Raw genomic sequence first — 15,547 nt, forward strand, 5'->3', positions numbered from 1 at the left:
GGCCGGGGTGGTCGTCCCTCCGGTTGCCATGACACGTGCAGGATCATGACCAGGACGCATGCGCCGCTCCTGTGCTCCGCCGGCCGGGCGGACGTCGACCACACGCACCGCGGGAGGTGTCACCACCGTGCCGCCCGGCCACAGCGGGTCAGGCGCGAGGGATGTGGTCGAAGTCGCTCAGCACCATCGTGGTGTCGGTGAGGGCGCCTGTGAGGGCTTGGAGGTGGAGGGCGTGACCGCGGGCGGAGGGGTGGATGCGGTCGACGGCGAAGAGTTCCGGTTGTGTGCTGTGCCGGGGATCCCGGAGGGGGACGGCGACGGCTCCGGCTCGTCGGGCCGCTGCGGTCTGGAGGTGTTCGAGGCGTCGGCTGCGGCGGGAGAGGGGGGTGCGTAGCCAGTGGCGGACGGCTGGTACGTGGCCCACGTCCCAACAGGTTCCGACCAGGACGTGCCAGCCGGCCCGGCGGAGTCGTGCGACGTGGTGGGCGAGGTTCTTCGCAGCGAGCCTGAGGGGGATGCCGGCGACGATGTCGTTGCTGCCGACGATGATCAAGGCGATTCCCGGCGGGTGAGGGTGACGGAGGGCCTTGCGGACCTGGTACTTCATCCTCCCGGTGGTGGTGCCGGGCCGCGCCAGAACCCGCAGGCGCACGGGGCGGCCGGCGGCCCGGCTGAGGGCGGCGGCGCACTGGGCGCCGAGAGTCTCGTCGACCGTGGAGGTACCGAGGGAAGCCGCGATGGAGTCGCCCAGGACGAGCAGGGAGAGCCCTGGGCCCCCATGACTTCCGTAGGTTCCGTCGGCGATGGGGAACGTCGTGTGCCGGTGGGGACGGAATCCGTTGCTCACGAGTGCGCGGGCGATGAGGTCTGCGGCGATCCGTCGCGTGGCGCCGGCCAGCCGACGGAGTTCTCGGGGGCGGCGCATCAGCGTTCCTGTCCCAGGGCGGCAGGGCGCCGTTCCCGGAAGCGGATGGACGTCCGGTGGAGGCGTTCGGTATGGGTGAGGAGTTCGGCGCGGCTCTGTTCTCCTCGAGCGCCGAGGTCGGTGCGCTCGCGGACGCGCAGGGCCTTGATGAGGGGCGTGAGGACGTCGTTGTGGAAGATCTCCAGGTCGTACCACCCGGCCAGGGCGATGCGGGCGTTCATCTCGGCGAATCCCGGAATCGTCTGGCCGGGCATGCGGAACTCCTTCACGGCTCGCCACAGGCCGGCCATGGCCTGGTCGGGAACGAGGTCGAGGAGGGCGGCGTAGAGGTCCCGGTAGAAGACCATGTGGAGGTTCTCGTCCTGCGCCACGCGGGCGAAGAGCCGAGCGCATACGCTTTCGCCGCAGTGCAGGCCGGTGTTGCGGTGTGCGACCCGGGTGGCCAGCTCCTGGATCATCACGTAGGCGAGACCGTGCAGCGGGTCGGAAGGCAGGTCGCCGGGGCGAGGCGGTGTGGACATGTACCGCATGCGGGCGCGTTCCAGGGCGACGGGGTCCACCGCGCGCGTGGTGTGGATGTAGGAGAGCATCACCGTGCTGTGCCGGTCCTCTTCGGCGGTCCAGCGGTGAAGCCATTCCTCCCAGGCGTTGTCTCGCGGGGCGTCGGCCGCGAGCCTGTGGTGGTAGACGGGGAGGTTCTCCTCGGTCAGGACGCTCAGGACGAGCGCTGACTTCGCTACGGGACTGAGCGCCGACTGCGCGTCCTGCCAGGACACGCCTTCGAGTGGACCGTCGTAGTCCTGGCCGCGGCTCCAGGGGACGTACTGGTGGGGAAACCACTCCTGGGCCATCGACAGATGGCGGTCGAGCAGGTCTGCCACCACCGGTTCCACTTCGGCGAACCAGTCTGTGGAGTGTTTCGGCACGAGAGGACCCTTTCGGAGTTCCGGCCAATCCGGAGCAGGCGGTGGTGCGGGCGCCGCCCCCCTCGTCGAGGAGCGGTGCGTGCTCCGGAGAGGGCTCGCGGTGCGGCGTTCGCGACCATGAGGTCGGAGCGGCACGCCGGTGGTTCAGGCTCGGGCGAGGACGAGGGCCGCGTTCTGCCCGCCGAAGCCGCTGGAGACGGTGAGGGCGGCGTCGATCCGCACGGGGCGCGGGAGCTTGGTGACGACGTCGAGGTCGATGACGGGGTCCATGCGGTCGAGGTTGGCAGTGGGTGGGATCAGCTGGTGCTGGAGTGTGAGGACGGTCAGTGCGGCTTCGATGGCACCGGCCGCACCCATGGAGTGTCCGATGACGCTCTTGTTGGCGGTGACCGGCGGCGGGGGGCGGAAGACCTGGTGCAGCGCCTGGGCCTCGGTCTTGTCGTTGAGCTCGGTGGAGGTGCCGTGGGCATTGACATGGCCGATGTCACGGGGAGCCAGGTCTGCGTCTGCCAGCGCCGAGCGGACCGCCTGGGCGAGCCCGTTGCCTTGGGGATCGGGGGAGGTGTAGTGATAGGCGTCGCAGGAGGATGCCTGGCCCGCCACGTAGGCGAGAGTACGGGCGCCGCGGGCTCGGGCGTGGCCGGTGCGCTCCAGGACGAGGATGCCCGCCCCTTCGCCCAGGACGAAGCCGTCGCGGTCTGCGTCGAAGGGGCGTGAGGCGCCGGCCGGGTCGTGGCAGCGTTTCGACAGGGCCTGCATCTGCCCGAATGTCACCGAGCACATGACGGAATTCGCGCTCTCGCTGCCTCCGCTGATCACGATGTCGCAGGCGCCGCTGCGCAGCAGGTCGCAGGCGACGGCCAGGGCGGTGGTGCCGGAGGCGCAGGCACTGCTGGTGGTGAAGCTGGGACCTTTGGCTCCCAGATCCAGGCTGACCGCGCCGGCCACCATGTTCGGCACGCTGCGGGGCAGGGCGAAGGGGGAGACCTTGTCCGTGCGGCCGTCCCGGAGGCGCCCGAATTCCACCGGGTAGGTGCTCAGGCTGTTCGCTCCCACCCCCAGGACGACGCCGACCCGGGAGGCGTCCCAGTCCTTGGAGTCCAAGGACGCGTGGGTGACGGCCTCACGTGCGGCGATGACGGCCATCTGGCCGAAACGGTCCAGGCGCATGTACATGCGGCCGCCCAGGCGCCGGCGACCATCGAGGTCGCGCACCCGACAGGAGAAGTCCACGGCGAGGCCGGTGAGTTCGGGATCACTGGTGGCGGTCGGGACGCCGGTGCACATGTGCTCCCAGGTAGCGGCCGTGCCCATTCCGGCGGGTGTCACCATCCCCAGGCCGGTGACGGCGATCGGTGGGCTGCTCACAGCTGCCCACCGGGGACGGCAGCGGGCAGGGTGGCGGCCTGACCGGCTGTGGCCGATTCGGCGAGGGCGGCGAGTTCGGCGAGGGTGATGTCCTGGCGGATGTCGGCGGCGGCCAGGCCGAGTCGTTCTTCGACGATCAGGGAGAGTTCGACGAGGGAGAGGCTGTCGAGATCGAGTTGGTCCAGAGTGGCGTGGGGGGCGATGCGGTCGGCCGGGACTTCGAAGTCCTGGATGAGGCAGTCGGTGATGATCTGATAGGTCGTGGTCATCGGCAAAACCTTCGCAGTGGTGGGAATCCGCGCGTCAGGGGCGCTGGTCGGGCAGGGGGGTTCGGTCAAGGGAGAGGTCCGGCGTCAACCGGTTCGGCTGGTCGGGCGGCGGTCCGGGGCGGGCAGGCCGGTGGGCGATCGGAAGCCGGCAGCTTGCGCCACGACAGGGCGGCGGCCAGCAGCGCTGCGCCCGCGCCCACGACCGCCGCGGTCGCCATACCGTGGACGAACGCCGCACCGATCTCCTGGACCAGGACGGACCCGGTGCCCGTACCCGGGTGACCGGCGCGCGTCAGCAGGTCCCGGTCCTCCTGGTCGTGGAGCAGGATCTGCGCGGCCGGGTGGGCCTGGAGGCGGTCTTCGATCCGCGCGGTGAAGACGGTGGCCAGGACCGAGCCCAGGACCGCGACCCCCAGGGTGGAGCCGACCTGCCGGGTGGCGTCGTTGAGGGCCGAGCCGAGGCCGGACTTCGCCGCGGGTACCGCGGTCAGCACGAGTTCGGTCGCCACCGGTGCCACCAACCCGCTGCCCACCCCCACCAGGGCCTCGAAAGCCAGGACATGGGTGTAGCCCGACCCGGTCTCCAGGCGGGCCATGACGGCGAACCCGCCTGCGACCAGCAGCAGACCGGTCGATACCGGCACGCGTGCGCCGAAGCGGCTGAGCAGTGCAGGCGCGAAAGCGGCGCCGACCGCCAGGGCGAGCGACAGCGGGATCGTACGTACTCCCGCTTCCCAGGGGCTGTGCCCGCGTACCTGCTGCAGGTAGAGGGTGAGGATGAACATGGCGCCCATGCCGCAGAACGACATCGCCGCGAGAGCGACGCAGGCCGGCCCCACCGGACCTCGTTTGAAGAGCGGAGGCGGAACCATCGGCCTGTCGGTGCGGACCTCCCAGGCGGTGAACAGTCCCAGCAGCACCCCCGCCACCGCGAAGGCCCCCAGGACCGTCGTACTGGTCCAGCCGCGGCCGGGTGCTTCGATGACCGCCCAGACCAAGGCCGAGAGCCCGGCACACGACAGGACGGCGCCCTGCCAGTCGAGTCTGCCCGGCCGTACGTCGCGGGACTCGGGAACCATCCGCAGGGCCACAGTGGCCAGGACCAGGGCGAGGGGGACGTTGATCCAGAACACGGCACGCCACGTGGCGTGCTCCACCAGCCAACCACCGGCGAGAGGACCGGCGAGCGCGCCGATGCCCGCGACGGCCGCCCACAGCGAGATCGCCCGCCGGCGCTCCGCGTCGTCGGGGAAGACGTGGACGATCGTCGCCAGCGTCGCGGGCATGAACAGCGCGGCGCCCAGCCCCATGCCGCAGCGCGCGACGATCACCTGTTCCACCGCGTCGGCCCGCGCGCCGAGCACCGACGCGAGCGCGCACACGACCAGTCCGGTGACGAACGCACGCCGACGACCGTAGGTGTCACCCAGGATGCCGGTGGCCAGGACACAACCGCCCAGGACAAGGGCGTACCCGTCGACGATCCACTGCGTCTGGGCCATGGAAGGACCCAGATCTTCCTGGAGCGCGGGGACGGCGACGTTCAGGACGGTGAAGTCCAGCCCCAGAAGGAACAGGGCGGCGCACACCACAGCGGTGCTCGCCCAAGCCCGCCGGCGGGACGCTTCGCCTGTCTCCTGTGCGGAAGGGGAGCCGGTCGGCGGGGCGGGCGGCTCCGCGCCGGGGCCGGTCAGTCCGCTCACCCGGACACCGGCGCGGCCGGGGCCGACGGCCGGTCCTCATGGCCGCGGCGCTGACGAGCGGCCAGTACCTGGGCTCGGCGTTCGACGAAAAGCCCGGCCCGGGCGTCGAGTCGTTCAAGGTGGGAGGCCAGGCTGTCGCGTGCCTGTTCGCCCTGGGGGCCGAGCCCTTCGAGGTCGAAGATCTTGAGGTTGCGCAGGAGCGGGATCAGGACGTCGTCATGGTGGATGCGCAGGTCGTACACGCCGGCGACGGCGATCTGGGCTGCCATCGGAGCGAAGCCCGGCATCGCGTGGCCGGGCATCCGGAACGCCCGCACGTTCTCCTCCACCGCCACCAGGACCTGGTCCGGGACGATCGCGAGAGCGGCGCGCAGCACTTCGCGGTAGAAGACCATGTGCAGGTTCTCGTCCTGCGCGATCCGCGCCATCAGCCGTTCGCACACCGGGTCACCGCTGAAGCGGCCGGTGTTGCGGTGGCTGACCCGGGTCGCGAGTTCCTGCAGCGCCACGTATGCCATTCCGCTCAGGCATCCGGTGGCCGGGGACTCGAAGCCGGTGCTGACCTGTGCCATTCGGGCCCGCTCCAGGGCGACGGGATCCACAGCGCGTGTCGCGTGGAGGTAGCCGCGGATGGAGGAGGCGTGCCGGTCCTCCTCCGCGGTCCACCGGTTGAGCCATTCCCCCCACGCTCCCTCGCGGGTCGAGTTCACCGCCAGGGCGTGGTGGTAGCCGGGCAGGTTGTCCTCGGTCAGGAGATTCATGACCAGGGCCGAACGTGCCGCGGGGTCCAGCCGTGACTGGTCCTCCTGCCACGGTTCGCCCTCCAACGGGCCCTCGAAGTTCCGACCGACGCTCCACGGCACGTACTGATGGGGAAACCACTCCCGCGCCGCAGCGATATGACGGTCCAGCAACCCGGCCGCGAGCGGCTCCAGTTCGGCGATCAGACTCGCATCGTCCCGCTTCGATCTCTTCACGAGGCGAGATCGTTCCGCGCTGGTAATCGAGTGGCAAATCCCCTTTCACCTGTATGGGTGCATCCGTCGTGTGTCGGCCCCGGTGGCCGGCCATCCGGCTCCCTGCACTCTCCGCCCCATGGCCGGGCCGGCGAGCCCGCCCCGCAGGGGACGCGGGCCGAGCCGACTCGGAGTGTCCGCCCCGGTCCGCGTGGCCGGTGGTGGCCTGCTCCAGGCCGGTGACCTCGTCGTGGTACCCGGGCCGGACCCGGCATCCCGGGGCCGTCGCCGATGCCGGGCGGCCCGGTCCCCCTCCGGCGGGGCGCGTCCCGGAGTCGGCGGCTGCCGGCAGTTCACCGGACGGACCGGGGCGACCGTAGCGGGCCCGCGCGACCATCAGGCGCCGCGAAGGCGCCTCGGCGGTAGGGTGCCGCTCGCAGTCCGGACGCCCCCTCCGTACGTCGGAGGCGGGGGCCCGGACCGGAGCGGGAGGAATGCGGCCCGCCCTCCCCGGCCATCGGGACGAGGCGGTGGGGCAGGGGGAGCCGGACGCCCCGGGGAACCCGCCCGCCCGCGTCCCCGAGCCCGCGGCGGGCCCCGAGCGCCTTGACGTGCCCTTCGCCGCCACCGGCGGAGGGGTGCACGGCCCCGACGGCATCGATGCCCACCGCTGTCCCGTCCGCGCGGCGCCGTCGTCGTGGACGCCCCGTCCCGTACGTCCGCCCCCCGCGAGGGCCTCCGCCCTCGACGGAGTCCCGCCGCGGACCGGCGCGGCGGGGGGAGCGCCGGGTGCGGGTGCCGGACGGGTGTGCCGGGGCAGGGGCGGCCGCGTACGGGGTTGGCCGAAAAGTGTGCCTTGTGTCGGCGGTCACCCGTTCCCGACAATCGGAACGCTTTGACGGGTGCATGACCATAATGTCGTCGCGCCCCTGTCGTGGTTCCCACAGCCCCCACGAAAGAAGGCAGTCCGTGAAGCAACTCCTGCGTGCGCTGAAGAGATGCTCCGTCGTCGTCGCCACCGCCGCCATCGCGGTCGTCGGCCTCCAGCCCGTCACGGCCTCGGCCGCCCCCAACCCCGTCGTCGGCGGAACCCGCGCCGCCCAGGGCGAGTTCCCCTTCATGGTCCGGCTCTCCATGGGCTGCGGCGGCGCCCTGTACGCCAAGGACATCGTCCTCACCGCCGCCCACTGCGTGAGCGGATCGGGCAACAACACCTCGATCACCGTCACCGGCGGCGTCGTCGACCTCCAGTCGTCCAGCGCGATCAAGGTCCGCTCCACCAAGGTCCTCCAGGCCCCCGGCTACAACGGCACCGGCAAGGACTGGGCGCTGATCAAGCTCGCCCAGCCCATCAACCAGCCCACGCTGAAGATCGCCACCACCACCGCCTACAACCAGGGCACGTTCACCGTCGCGGGCTGGGGCGCCAACCGCGAGGGCGGCAGCCAGCAGCGCTACCTGCTCAAGGCCAACGTCCCGTTCGTCTCCGACGCCGACTGCCGCTCCGCCTACGGCAGCGAGCTCGTGGCCAGTGAGGAGATCTGCGCCGGGTACCCCGACACCGGCGGCGTCGACACCTGCCAGGGCGACTCCGGCGGCCCGATGTTCCGCAGGGACAACGCCGGTGCGTGGATCCAGGTCGGCATCGTCAGCTGGGGCTACGGCTGCGCGCGGCCCGGCTACCCGGGCGTCTACACCGAGGTCTCGACCTTCGCCTCCGCCATCGCCTCGGCAGCCGGCACGCTCTGAGGCCGCGCACCACCGCCCGGTCGCCCTCGGGTGATCAGGGCTGATCCACCCCCTGGGGGCTCCCGTACGGACGGGAGCCCCCAGACCCGTCTCCGGACCGTCCCGGCCCAGCTCGGGGAACCGGCGCCGCCGTACCCGCCGCCCGCTCTCCGGGACCGTGCGCCGAGACGTCGCCAGGCCGCCGGGGCCACGCCGCGAAACCGTCGCACGGCCTTGCGCCCTCTGGGCCGCAGGCCGATGGGGGCGGGGGCGGGAACGCGTTGTCACTGGGGCCGCCTAGAGTCTCTCCCAACCGTCACGGTGCGTCGCCGTCGACGGGATTCTTCAGCGTGCCGCCGGTGTGGCGGCCGTCCGGAACAACGGGGAGAACAGCGCATGGGGTGGGTTTCGGCGGGCGACTACGAAGTCGCTCTGGAGGCGGGCAAGGTGGTCTGCCGCAACGGGAAGGGCCGACGGCTGAAGTCCGTTCCGGCGAAGTTGAAGGACGATCCGGCGGTCGTCGGTCTCCGGCAGCTCACCGAGTGGCTGGACCGGCACGAGCGCCGGTGCCTGAGCGACGTCGAGCAGTGGATGGTGCGTTCGCTGCCCGTCCCCACCGCCGTGCTCGCCCGGGTCTGGCCCGACCCGGCGTGGCAGGCGGCCCTGAAGGACGTGGTGGTCACCGGCGCGGACGGCGGAGTCGCCGGGTTCCTGCGCGACGTCGACCCCGAGCGCGGTCTCGGCCTCGTCGACCTGGACGGCGACACGGTCCGCATCACCCCGGACGTCGTCAGCGTCCCCCACCCCGTCCTCCTCGACGATCTCGACGAGCTGCGGGAGTTCGCGGTCGAACTGGAGGTGCGCCAGAACGTGGAGCAGCTGTTCCGCGAGGTGTGGCGCCGCCCGGCCGGCCTGGCCCCCGACACCGTCTCCGTGGACACCTACGCCGGAGGGGTCTTCAAGGAGCTGCGCTTCCTGCACGGCCGCGTCACCCAGCTCGGCTACCGGTCGCGCGGCGGGTACGCGGTCTGCCCCGTCATCGAGGACGGCGTCGGCGTCGAGGCGCGCATCTGGATCGGCGAACACGACGGATACGACGCGTACGACACCGAGACGGGGCCTCTGGGCTGGACCGACGCCTCGGGGCGCACTCTGACGGCCGCCGAGGTCGGCGCCGTGGCGTGGTCCGAGGGCATGCGGATGGCGGCGGCGCTCTACGCCGGCCGCGACGTGGAGGACGAGGAGCGGGCGGCATGAGCATCACGACGAACACCGGAGCGAACACGGCGGCAGCGGTCCCGGCGCCCCTTCCCGGCCAGAACCGGGGCCCCGGCGCCTCCACCCGCGCCGCCGAGGCCCGTGCGGCGACCCTGCTGGACGCGGGTGCGGTCCTCCCGGCCGGCACGACCGACCGGGACGACGCCGACACGCTGACCGCCCGCACCTACACGCACACCGCCCTCGGGGACCGCCCGGTGGTCCGGCTCGTGCCGGGCACGCTGGGCGAGGCCGAGGACCTGGCCCTGGAGTTCCTGGGGCTGGCCCGGGCCCCGGAGGCCCCCGTCGTGGGACAGGTCCGCCGCGAGACGCTGGGCTTCCCCGCCTGGGCCCTGGTCAACGACCCGGCCAACGGGCACCACGCCCTCGCCCTGGTCAAGGACATCGAGCGGCTGGGACGGCAGGCCAAGACCCGTGCCGGTGCGGCCAAGGAGGGCTTCGACGAGCTCGGCACCCGCCTCGGCCGGGCCGTGCCGCACTTCCTCCCCACCTACTACGAGCAGGTGGCGCGCCTCTTCCTCCAGGCCGAGAACGCCACCTACGCCGCCTCCTTCTTCGGCAAGGCCCGTGAGGCCGAGCGGGTCCACGGCCTGGTCGTGGACGAGGACCGGCAGCGCGCCGTCTTCCTGGAGTTCGCCCTCGCCGGCGCGCTGACCGTCAAGGCGCTGCGGCAGTACGTGCGCGACCTGGTGGCCCGGCTCGCGCCGGCGGACGCCTGGGCGCAGTTCCGCCGCCTGCTGGTCGAACGCTGCGCGGCCGGCATGCCGCCTTACGCGGCGCTGCCGCAGGACGTACGCACCCTGGTCAAGGCCGCCGGGCTGGACCGCGACAGTGCCGAACGCGAACTGGTGGCCGACCTGATCGGCTCTCCCGGCGTCGTCCGAGCCCCCGCCTCGTTCTGGGCGACCTACGGTCCGGCGCTCATCGCCCTCGCCCGGGCGGACGCATCCGTGCGGGGCCGGCTCCTCGGATTCTTCCCGGAGACCTTCAGCGAGGGCGGCGAGGGCGCGGACGGCGAATCCGGCTGGCTCGCGCTGCTGGCCGAGTCCGGCGCCGAGGAACTGCTGACCGCCCTCCCGGGCGCTTCCGGCCGGACCTCCTCCGACCCCGCGGCCCCGCTCGACACGGCCGTCTCCCCGGCCGACTGGCTCGCCCGCTGGGAGGCGTACCGGCGGCGCAACCGGGTCACCTCGGGCCGCAGCCCGCGCACCCTGGACCTGGCCGCCCGGATGGCGGACCGGCTGCGCGCGGACGGACGCCCCGTCGAACTGTTCCAGGGCCGCTGGCGGCGCACCGCCGACCTGGACCTCCTCGACCTCTTCCTCGCCTCCGGGGTCCCCGTGGCCGAGCCCGACGACGAGAACACGGGCCGTGGCCGCGAGCGGTCGCACGGCTTCGCGCTGGGCGAGTGGCTCGCCGACGACGCACCGGGGTGCCGCGACCTCGCCGCCGTCGCCGACCACCCGGACTTCCGCGACCTCCTGCGCCGGAACGTCGGCGGCCTCGGCCACAGCCGCGGCCAGCGGCTCAGCGACGCCGGTATGGCGAAGCTGGCCGCGCACCCGGTGCTCTCCGCCCTCCTGCGCGAGTGGCTGACCGGCTGCGCCGAGGAGTACACCACGGCGCGGGGCATCCCCGGACTGCGCCTGGCCTTCAACAAGCTCTCTCCGTTCCGCTCGGTGGTCGCGGACGTCGCCCCCGAGGCCGCCCGCCTTCTCGAGCGGCACGACGTCGTGCCGCTGCTCGTCTCCACCCTGCGCACCGGCGTCTTCGACGAACTGGGCTGGCCCGCGCTGGACGAGACCTACGACGAACTGGCCGCCGAGGTCGCCGCCGCAGGGCGCGGGCGGAACAACCGGGCGCAGAACGTCGGCGTCACCGACGCGTGGCCCGCGCTGATCCTGAACACGCCGGAGCGGGCCGTCGTCGTCGGCCCGGAGGGCGTGCTGCTGCGGCACACCCTGCGCCTGCCCGCCACCACCGACCGGTGGCGGACACCTGCATTCCGCTACGTCGACGGCGAACTGCTGGTGATCTGGTGGGAGGACGACGAGCAGCGCGGCTACTGGTCGCACCGCCCCGCCGAGGTGTTCACCGTCAGCGGCGACCAGGTCCCCCGCTGGGGCCGCCCCAGCCTCTCGGACGAGGTCAGCGTGCCGCTGCCCGGCGGCGGCCGTGCCACGGGCGGCAAGGCCCTGCACGCGGGCGACACCGCCCTCCCGCCCCACCGCGCCGTCCTCTCCGACGGCACCGGGCACTGGCGGGAGGGCCACCAGGGCACCCAGCGCGTATGGCTGGAGTACGACCCGGCCGCCGGCACCCACGGCCGTGCCTCCCTCCCCGCCTTCCTCCGCTCCGGAATCCAGGACGGCGCCCGTCTCCTCGCCGAACACTGCCAGGTGCTGCCCCTCCAGCCCGGTCTGGAGACCACCCCGTTCGGCACGGACGGCACGGTCCTCGGCCGGTGGGTCCGCCGCACCGCCGTCGAGCCCGGCGCCGCCGCGCCCGCGGACGGCTCCCGGACCGTCGCCGGCACCCCCGACGGCCACACGGTCGCCCTGCCCCACCCGTTGCCCGACGGAACCATCGCGGTGCCGCTCGGCGCCCTCACCCTGCCCGGCGGGTCACGGGCCGTCGCGGTTCTGCGCCACCGTTTCGTCGAAGTGCACCCCGCGGACACCGACGGCACCGCCTGCCTGTGGTCCGTCGGCACCGATTCCTCCCGCGGGGGCGATGCGGCGGGCACCCCCTACGTGCCTCCCGTCGCCTACTGGCACGCCCTGCGCCCGAGGGACGAACAGGGCTCCGCCGCCCTGCGGAAGCTGACCGACGACCGCGGCCAGGAGTTGTTCGACGCGGTCGCCGACGCGGTCATCCGGCACACCCGGGCATCCCGGGCCGTCGAGGAGTACACCGGGCCCTCGGCGTGGGAGATGAGCGAGGAGGCCGTCGCCCGGGTACTGCCCGAGGTGTCCGACGAACGGCTCCTCACCGGCGTCACCGCCGTCGCGTGGAACGCGGTGGACCGGGCCGTCGAGGTCATCCGGTACCTGGACCCGCCCGCACCCGCGCAGCCGGCCACGCCCCAGCACACCGCACGCACCAAGGGCATGTTCTTCGACCACGAGCCCGAGCACGGCGACGACACGACCCTGCGGGCCGCCACCGCCTGGGGCTCCGAGCAGATGCGCGGCTCCTGGTGGGGAGGCGGCAGCCGGTGGACGGCGATCCGGCAGATCCTCGCCGTCAACCACGTCCTCGGCGGCGAGCCGGCGTTCGGCCCGCCCCCGCCGTCGAAGGTCCCCTTCACCCCCGTGGACGGCTGGCGGCGCGACGAGTACACGGTGCCCGGCGAGTCCCCCTCCTGGACCTCCCTCCTCGACACGCTGCCCGAACTGGCGTACCGAGCAGCCTCCGAGGCCACCCTCCCCGGCCACCGCGCCGGGCTCCTCGTCCTGCTGGAAGCGCTGGCGGCCGGTCCGCTGGCCGACCCGGCCGGCACGGTCCGGAGGGTGGTGCTCGTCGAACCGCTCGACGCGTCGGCCCCCGGGCGGACGGGGCGCCCCGAGGCCGTGCACCGCCTCGGCCAGGTACTGCGCAAGGGCCCCCGCACCGTCGTGATCATCGCCGACCAGGGCCGCAACTCACGGGACGACGCGGCCCGCTGGCTCGCCCTGGACCACGACCCGACCGGAGTCTTCGGCCCCGTCCCCGGCTTCACCCTCGACCGCGAGCACGTCTACCGGCAGGGCATCGCCCGCGACCGGCTGACCCGGCTCACCGCCCTGGTACGGGAGAAGGGCCCGGCCCCCTGGCGTCCGGAAGCCGCCGAGGCGTTCCACACGGCCACCGGAATCGGCCCCCTCCAGGCCACCGCCCTCCTGTCGGCGGCCGTCGAGGAGCCCGGCGCCGAGGCGCTGGCCCTGCTCGGCGCGAAGACCCGCGCCTTCGAAGCCGCCCAGGAACGGCTGGACGCCCTGCCCCGCGACGACCGGCACACCGTGCTCCGGGCGCTGCTGCCCGCGGACCCGGCCGAGCTGTGGTCCACGGGCCCCGACGTCCCGGCCGCCGCCGAGGCGTGGCGGGAACGCCTCGGCTCCCTCGTCCGCGTCCCCGAGGAACTGGACCTCGACCTCACCGGCGCCTCGGCCTCCTCGGTCGACCTGATCCTCAACGCGGGCGCCCGGAGCTGGCTTGCCCACGGCACCCCCGTACCGGAGGGCAGCGACCGCCCGGCCCTCCGCCGCGTGAGCGCACGCGGCGTGATCTCCGGCGCCCTGACCGCCCTGCGCACCCTCGCGTACACGCTGCCGTACGGGCACCCCCTGCGGGCTCACCTGCCCGTCGGCCTCGCGGCTCTGCGCGGCCGCCTCGCCGACCCCGGGCTGGTGCTGGACCTCGGCCTGGACTGGAGCGACTCCGGGGGGTCGGTCGCCCCCGCCGTCCGCGCCGCCCACGGCCTCCCCGAGGCCGGCGGAGCCGACGCCGACGGACTGGTCAGGGCCGGCGCCGCGCTGCTCCTCACCCCCGGTTACGGCAACAGGGAGAAGCTGCTGATCCGCCCGGCCGGACTCGACGGCCCCGACGATCCGGCGTTCGGACTGGTCGAGGGCATCGTCAGCCCCCATGCCACCGGAGACCTCCACGCCCTGCGCTCCCTGCTGGGCCAGGAGACCGACGCCCTGGCCGCGGCGGGCGCACCGGACGGCTCCCCGCACCACCCGGCCCAGGACCCGACCCGCGCGGTGCCGGAGCTGGTGGCCGAGGCCGCCGACGCCCTCGCGCTGAGCGCGGACGCCGCCGCGCTCTACCTGATGCTGCTCGCCCTGCCCGACCCCACGGACCGCAACTGCGTCCGCTGGACCGAGTGGAAGCCGGCACGGATCAAGAAGGCCCGCGCGGAACTCGCCGCCACCGGCCTCGTCGTGGAGGCGAAGCGCTCCCGCGCCGGCCGCACCCTCTTCCTGCCCTGCGGCTGGCTGGAACGCGGCGCCCCCGGGCTGCCGCTGGAGACCTGGAAGGAAAGCCTGTACCCCGTGGCGGGGTCCGCCCGGGCCCTGCCCCACCTCCCCGTGCCCGCGCTGTTCGCAGCCGCCTGGGCGCGGACCCGGGGCGGCGACGCCCCCGCCTTCGAAGAACTGGACACCCGCGCCACCCGGAAGGGCCGCCGTCGATGACGAACGACACCACGACCGCCTCGGACACCACCGCGGGAGGTCTGCCGGGCCAGGCGACGGCGCCCGGCCGCGCGCCGCGGCAGATCACGCCGCCCGAGGACCGGTACGCCACCGAGCTGGCCTTCCTCGCGGCCCACGACTCCGGGCCCCGCCCGCCGGGCTGGCTGCTCACCCCCCGTGCCGTCGTCACCTTCGTGATGGGCAGTTCGGGCGACGCACTGAGCCTGCCTAAGGGGGCCCGGCCCGCAGCCGGAGTGCCGCGCCGCCTGGTGATCGAGCAGAAGTTCGTCGGCGAGCGGGCCCTGGTCGAACGGTGTGTGGTCACCCTCGCCGGGGAACGAGGGCTCCTTCTCGTGGGGGAGCCCGGCACCGCCAAGTCCATGCTCTCCGAGCTGCTGTCGGCGGCCGTCTGCGGGACCAGCGCGCTCACCGTGCAGGGGACCGCGGGCACCACCGAGGACCAGCTCAAGTACGGCTGGAACTACGCGCTGCTGCTCGCCCAGGGGCCCACCGAGCAGGCCCTGGTGCCCTCACCGGTCCTCGCCGCCATGACCCGGGGGGCCGTCGCCCGCGTCGAGGAGGTCACCCGCTGCCTGCCGGAGGTCCAGGACGCCCTCGTCTCCCTGCTCTCCGAGCGGCGGATCGCCGTGCCCGAACTCGCGGGCGGCGAGGGTGCCCAGGTGCACGCCGCCCCCGGCTTCACCCTCATCGCCACCGCCAACCTCCGGGACAAGGGCGTCTCGGAGATGTCCGCGGCGCTGAAGCGGCGCTTCAACTTCGAGACCGTGGGGCCCATCGGGGACGTGGACGCCGAGACCGCGCTCGTCCGGAGCCAGTCGCGGGCCGCGGTCGAACGCGTGGGCGCGGCCTACCAGGTGGACGACGCGGTCCTCGAAGCCCTGGTCACCGCCTTCCGGGACCTGCGTGAGGGCCGTTCCGCGGAGGGCTGGGAGGTCGAGCGCCCCTCCACGGTGATGAGCACGGCGGAGGCGGTCTCCGTCGCGGGCGCCCTGGGCCTGGCCGCGGCGTATTTCCCCGGTGACCGGGATGTGCTCTCCCTGCTCCCCGGCCACCTGCTCGGCGTCGTCCGCAAGGACGACCCCGCCGACGCGGCACGGCTGCTGGGGTACTGGGACGGGCCGGTGCGCAGGCGGGCGGAGCAGGGGTCGGCCACCTGGCGCGCCCTGTGGGACCTGCGCTCGGTGCTGGAGAGCTGA

At 73.6% G+C, this 15,547-nt stretch carries 10 protein-coding genes; 4 read left to right on the plus strand and 6 right to left on the minus strand.

What is annotated here, in order from left to right; genetic code table 11:
* Positions 1-148: 148 nt before the first annotated feature.
* The 6 genes from ACH4K1_RS18285 to ACH4K1_RS18310 form a co-directional block, all read right to left on the minus strand.
* Positions 149-925 carry a GDSL-type esterase/lipase family protein gene (locus ACH4K1_RS18285; RefSeq protein ID WP_398090318.1) on the minus strand — a complete coding sequence of 259 codons (777 nt, stop codon included), beginning with the start codon at positions 923-925 and terminating at the stop codon, positions 149-151.
* The gene (locus tag ACH4K1_RS18290) at positions 925-1,851 is read right to left on the minus strand and encodes an acyl-ACP desaturase (protein WP_398090319.1); all 927 of its coding nucleotides are present in this window, start codon (positions 1,849-1,851) and stop codon (positions 925-927) included. The genes ACH4K1_RS18285 and ACH4K1_RS18290 overlap by 1 nt, the downstream gene beginning before the upstream one ends.
* A 144-nt stretch (positions 1,852-1,995) precedes the next feature.
* On the minus strand, positions 1,996-3,219 hold the full coding sequence (locus ACH4K1_RS18295; protein ID WP_398090320.1) for a beta-ketoacyl-[acyl-carrier-protein] synthase family protein: 1,224 nt from the start codon (positions 3,217-3,219) through the stop codon (positions 1,996-1,998).
* Entirely contained in the window at positions 3,216-3,488 is a 273-nt protein-coding gene (locus ACH4K1_RS18300; RefSeq protein ID WP_398090321.1) for an acyl carrier protein, read from the minus strand. Before ACH4K1_RS18300 ends, ACH4K1_RS18295 begins: the two co-directional genes overlap by 4 nt.
* Before the next feature lie 65 nt (positions 3,489-3,553).
* Complete coding sequence (locus tag ACH4K1_RS18305; RefSeq protein ID WP_398090322.1) at positions 3,554-5,191, minus strand: MFS transporter; 1,638 nt, start codon at positions 5,189-5,191, stop codon at positions 3,554-3,556.
* On the minus strand, positions 5,188-6,168 hold the full coding sequence (locus tag ACH4K1_RS18310; protein ID WP_398090323.1) for an acyl-ACP desaturase: 981 nt from the start codon (positions 6,166-6,168) through the stop codon (positions 5,188-5,190). The genes ACH4K1_RS18305 and ACH4K1_RS18310 overlap by 4 nt, the downstream gene beginning before the upstream one ends.
* A 948-nt stretch (positions 6,169-7,116) precedes the next feature.
* Here ACH4K1_RS18310 and ACH4K1_RS18315 point away from each other — a divergent pair.
* The 4 genes from ACH4K1_RS18315 (at position 7,117) to ACH4K1_RS18330 (ending at position 15,547) form a co-directional block, all read left to right on the plus strand.
* Positions 7,117-7,896 (plus strand): S1 family peptidase, encoded by a 780-nt coding sequence (locus tag ACH4K1_RS18315; RefSeq protein WP_398090324.1) that lies wholly within the window; start codon positions 7,117-7,119, stop codon positions 7,894-7,896.
* A 375-nt stretch (positions 7,897-8,271) separates the two neighbouring features.
* Positions 8,272-9,132: a DUF4132 domain-containing protein gene (locus ACH4K1_RS18320; protein ID WP_398090325.1), complete on the plus strand. Its 861-nt coding sequence runs from the start codon at positions 8,272-8,274 to the stop codon at positions 9,130-9,132.
* Positions 9,129-14,330 carry a hypothetical protein gene (locus ACH4K1_RS18325; RefSeq protein ID WP_398090326.1) on the plus strand — a complete coding sequence of 1,734 codons (5,202 nt, stop codon included), beginning with the start codon at positions 9,129-9,131 and terminating at the stop codon, positions 14,328-14,330. Before ACH4K1_RS18320 ends, ACH4K1_RS18325 begins: the two co-directional genes overlap by 4 nt.
* Positions 14,327-15,547 (plus strand): AAA family ATPase, encoded by a 1,221-nt coding sequence (locus tag ACH4K1_RS18330; protein WP_398090327.1) that lies wholly within the window; start codon positions 14,327-14,329, stop codon positions 15,545-15,547. Before ACH4K1_RS18325 ends, ACH4K1_RS18330 begins: the two co-directional genes overlap by 4 nt.

The sequence above is a fragment of the Streptomyces sp. NPDC017448 genome (assembly GCF_044330565.1).
Taxonomy (GTDB): Bacteria; Actinomycetota; Actinomycetes; order Streptomycetales; family Streptomycetaceae; genus Streptomyces.